The sequence below is a fragment of the Roseateles sp. genome, from assembly GCF_036486225.1.
Taxonomy (GTDB): domain Bacteria; phylum Pseudomonadota; class Gammaproteobacteria; order Burkholderiales; family Burkholderiaceae_C; genus Roseateles.
The window spans coordinates 1-4,070 of the sequence record NZ_DASVNZ010000069.1; the positions used below are offsets into that span (position 1 = coordinate 1).

Sequence of the window (4,070 nt, forward strand, 5' to 3'; positions counted from 1 at the left end):
CTCGAACACCGAGCCCTGGCCCGGCGTCGAGGCGCAGCGCAGGTCGCCGCCCATGGCCCGGGCGATCTCGCGGGAGATCGTCAGTCCCAGGCCGGCGCCGTCCCGGCGGGCGCGGCCGGTGCCGGCGCCGCCTGCCTGCTCGAAGGGCGCGAAGATGCGCTCCAGCTGGTCCGCGGGGATGCCGTCGCCGGTGTCGCGGACCGCGAAGTGCAGCAGGGTGCCGGCGCGCATGTCCAGCACGGACGAGACCTCGACCGCGACGCGGCCGTGGTCGGTGAACTTGATGGCGTTGCCCACCAGGTTGTGCAGCACCTGCTGGATGCGCGACGCGTCGCCCATCGCCCGGGCGGGCAGTTGCGGGGCGACGGTCAGCGTGAAGTCCACGCCCTTGGCCCGCGCGGACTCGCCCAGCAGGCGGCCGACGTCGCCGGCGACCTCGCGGATGTCGAAGGGCCGGGCCTCGACGACCAGCTTGCCGGACTCGATGCGGGCCAGGTCCAGGATGTCGTTGACCAGCGTCAGCAGATGCCGGCCGGAGCGGCGCACGATCTCCACCTGCTCGCGCTGCTGGTCGCTGAGATCGCCGCGCTCCAGCAACTGGGTCATGCCGATGATGCCGTTGAGCGGCGTGCGGATCTCGTGGCTCATCACCGCGACGAAGCGGCTCTTGCTGCTGCTCGTTTCCTCGGCGGCGTTGAGCGCGAGGCGGCGCTGCTCGGCCAGGCGCGCCTGCTCGAAGCGCAGGCGCAGCAGCTCCAGTGAACCGGCCTCGATGCGGCGGGACTCCAGCACCGTCAGCAACCAGAACATGGCCAGCCCGCCGACGCTCAGCCAGCCGGTCACGCCGCCCTGCAGCGCGAGCCGGATCGCCAGCGGCGCGATCACCAGCGAGGCGAACAGCGCCTGCCCGCGCGCCCAGTGGCCCAGCGAGACCATGGTGAAGGCGACCAGGCCGACGAGGGTCGTCATGACCGCGCCGTCGATCTCCGGCAGGTTCGGGGTGGCGAACAGCGCGCCGATCACGCCCCAGGCGAGGCCGTCCAGCCCGAGTCCGACGAGATAGCGCCGTTCCTCGCGCGGCGAGGCGCGCTCCTGCAGCGGCAGGGTGAGGAAGCGTCGGGCCTGGAGGGTGCGCCACAGCGAGAGGCCCCAGCGCGCGCCCAGCCAGCCGAGCAGGTCGATGACCGGCAGGTGCGGCCACAGCAGCACGACCGGGAACAGGCTGAACAGCGCGCCCACGGCCGCCGGCATGGCCACGCGGGCCTGCAGGCTGCTCAGGCGCTCGGCCCGGACCTGGATCGCCACGCTGGCGGCGGCGCTGTCCTCGTGATGTTCGCTTTTTGAGATTCCCATACGACACGGCCGGCGAGGTTCCGACCGATGCGCCTCCTGGCTGCTGGCGCCGCTCGCTGGCGGTGCTTCGGTGGGCGTTTCTACCGAAGGATGACTGACAACGGTGTCGGGGACTTCCCGGGTATGACGTCTGATCGCACGTCCCGATGAACCGGAGCGTCGTTTGACATCCATCAAGAATCGGAAACAGCCGTCCCGATCGATGTCGTGGGACAGCCTCACCCAAGGATCTCCACTGTTCGACACGCGACGCTCACCATGAAACCTATTCTTGACACCCTACGGACGGCGTTTTCCCGATCGGCGGAGGCCGAACCGCCGAAGGCAGGCCAGGACCTGCTGACTCGACTCGATGAGAAGACCCGATCGTTCGACCGCGATCAGACGGTGTTCGGACGGGGGCGCGACGCCTTGGCGGTCGACCTGGACGGACTCATGGACACCGGTGGAAAGGCGGGCGGAGGGCGGGTGCTGAATGCGACGCAGGTTTCCAGGAGCGCCTCGTTGATGGCGGCCCCGCAACAACGTTCTGATGCCTGCGACTTCATCGAGGCCTGTGTCAATCACCAGATCACCCACGTTATCGACCTGACGGAGGACAACGCGGTCAGTGGCAGGCTCGCCATGCGGATGCGGGCCTGGGGCGAAGAACTCGGCGGCAGCCAGAAGAGTGTTCATTTCCGGCCGGCAGAACTGTCGGTGGGGGTCCGAGGCATGGCAGACACGGCCACCAACCAGCAGGTCCAGTTGGATCTCAAGCAGTCCGGTGTCGTGCGGTCCCGGCAGCTCTCCTGGACCCGCATGGCGTGTGAGGATGGCAAGCCGATCGATCCCAGGCTGATGCTGGCCGTGTGCGTGCAGATCCGAGGCCGCGAGCGGATGGTGCCGACGGGGCCGCAGGACGCGAAGGTCGCGTTCATGGATGGCAACGGCGGTGACACGGCGGCTGCCTTCTCGGCGGCGAATGCGATGTTCCGCCTCAATGATCGCGCGCCGCTTTCCGCTTCGGACATCGATGCCGAGGTGGTCAGAACCTGCGCGACCTTGCGCTCGCTCCGGAGTACCGATCTCTTCTCGAAGCGGCCGGACATCATGGACGGCCTCCGTCAGTTCGCCCAGCTCATGATCGATGAACGCACGGCCACCGGCGAGCGTTTCGATCAGGTGGCGAGCCTCCCCGAACAGACGCGCCAGCGTCAGGTCTGCTTCGGAGGGAAATTGCAGGTCACGAAGTTCGAGGCCGACGAGAAGATCGAGGGTGCCGAGGTCAAGCAGAAAGACAAGGGCGTGGACTTCGACGAGAACAGGCCGCAGCTGCTGTCACTGAAGGCACGGGAACGCCTGGAGCGTGGCGCGGTTCCGCCCGGCCGTCCGACAGGCTTTCAGCAGACCGAGACCACGCAGCAGCGTCAACGTGCCATGGGCGTGGCCTTCCGCGAGGAGGGCGAGGACACCGCCTGACCCTCAGGCATCGGGCTCCGACATCGCCAGCTCACGCTGCGCGTCGTCCAGCCACATCCACCCGCCTTCCTTCAGCCCGGCCGGCAGGTCCAGCGCGCCGATGCGCTGACGGTGCAGGCTCAGCACCCGGTTCCCGACCGCCGCCACCATCCGCTTGGCCTGGTGGTAGCGGCCTTCAGTGAGCGCCATCTGCAGCCGCCCGTCGGGCAAGCGCTCGGCGGAGACGGCCTGCACCGGTTCCTCGGCCAGCTTCGGGTTGCGCTCCTCCAGCAGCACGCCCGCGACGAGCTGGCGCAACTGCGCCTCGTCCACCTCGGCCTTGCACACCGCCTGGTAGAGCTTGGGCACGTGGTACTTGGGGCTGGTCAGCTTGTGCTGCAGCGGACCGTCGTCGGTCAGCAGCAGCAGGCCGGTGGTGTCCTCGTCGAGGCGGCCCACCGGCTGGATGTCGCGGTTGCGCAGCGGCTCGGGCAGCAGCGAGAACACGCTCGGATGGTGGCTCGGCTTGCGCGAGCACTCGTAGCCCGCCGGCTTGTACAGCAGGATCAGCGCCTTCTCGTGGAAGGGCCAGGTCTGGCCTTCGACCTCGAAGACGAGGCATGCGGTGTGGAAGGTCTCGTCCGGATCCTCGACGACCGTGCCGCCGATCGAGACCAGCCCGTGCCGCAGCAGCGCGGCGCAATGCCGGCGCGTGCCGAAGCCTTGGCTGAAGAGGATCTGGGCGATGGCGACCGGCTTGGGCGCCTTGGCAGTCTTGGCGGTCTTGGCCGCGGCCGGGGGCAGGGAGGTGGAATCGGAGCTCATGGGCGCGATTGTCGCTGGCGGCGCGCGCGTGGGCGGTGCACGGTCGGACGTCCTTCCGGCAGATCAGGTTTGAGAAATATCAAGCCTCGGATCGCGCCGAGCCGGTTTTTTGACTGCGCCAGAACCCGGGCCGCAGGCCCAGACCTTGAGTCGATCAGGCGCCGACCGCGTCCACGATCGCCCGCGCCACCACCTCCGCGGCCACGCCGCCCAGCAAGGTCATGTCCCCGTCGACGTCCGCGGTGCCGGTGGCGAGCGCGAACATCACATCCCCGTCCGTCACGGTGTGAACCGGATGGATCGCCCGCGCCAGGCCGTCGTGCGCGATCTGGGCGAGCTTGGTGGCCTGTGCCTTCGTCAGTCGCGCGTCGGTCGCGATGACGCCGATCGTCGTGGCGCTGCCCTGCAGGCCGCCGCCGGGACGTTCACCGTCGAGCAGCGCCTGGACCGTC

Annotated in this window: 4 protein-coding genes; 1 reads left to right on the forward strand and 3 read right to left on the reverse strand. The window is 69.0% G+C overall.

From position 1 onward, the window contains the following. A partial coding sequence (locus VF536_RS05215) for a sensor histidine kinase (protein ID WP_331613745.1) occupies positions 1–1,353 on the reverse strand: 1,353 nt, incomplete at its 3' end. 258 nt (positions 1,354–1,611) lie between these two features. Here VF536_RS05215 and VF536_RS05220 point away from each other — a divergent pair. After that, a complete protein-coding gene (locus VF536_RS05220; RefSeq protein WP_331613746.1) occupies positions 1,612–2,814 on the forward strand; it encodes a hypothetical protein in 1,203 nt (400 codons plus the stop codon). Between the two features lie 3 nt (positions 2,815–2,817). Here the strand turns inward: VF536_RS05220 and VF536_RS05225 are convergent, their stop codons facing one another. Beyond that, the gene (locus VF536_RS05225; RefSeq protein ID WP_331613747.1) at positions 2,818–3,618 is read right to left on the reverse strand and encodes a 16S rRNA pseudouridine(516) synthase; all 801 of its coding nucleotides are present in this window, start codon (positions 3,616–3,618) and stop codon (positions 2,818–2,820) included. Between the two features lie 154 nt (positions 3,619–3,772). Continuing rightward, the coding region (locus tag VF536_RS05230) for a P1 family peptidase (RefSeq protein WP_331613748.1) at positions 3,773–4,070 on the reverse strand (298 nt) is incomplete at its 5' end.

What these genes read in the sequence shown, in the direction of transcription:
- VF536_RS05220 (WP_331613746.1), top strand. Translation starts at nt 1,612, where the DNA reads ATGAAACCTATTCTTGACACCCTACGGACGGCGTTTTCCCGATCGGCG.
- VF536_RS05225 (WP_331613747.1), bottom strand. Translation starts at nt 3,618, where the DNA reads ATGAGCTCCGATTCCACCTCCCTGCCCCCGGCCGCGGCCAAGACCGCC.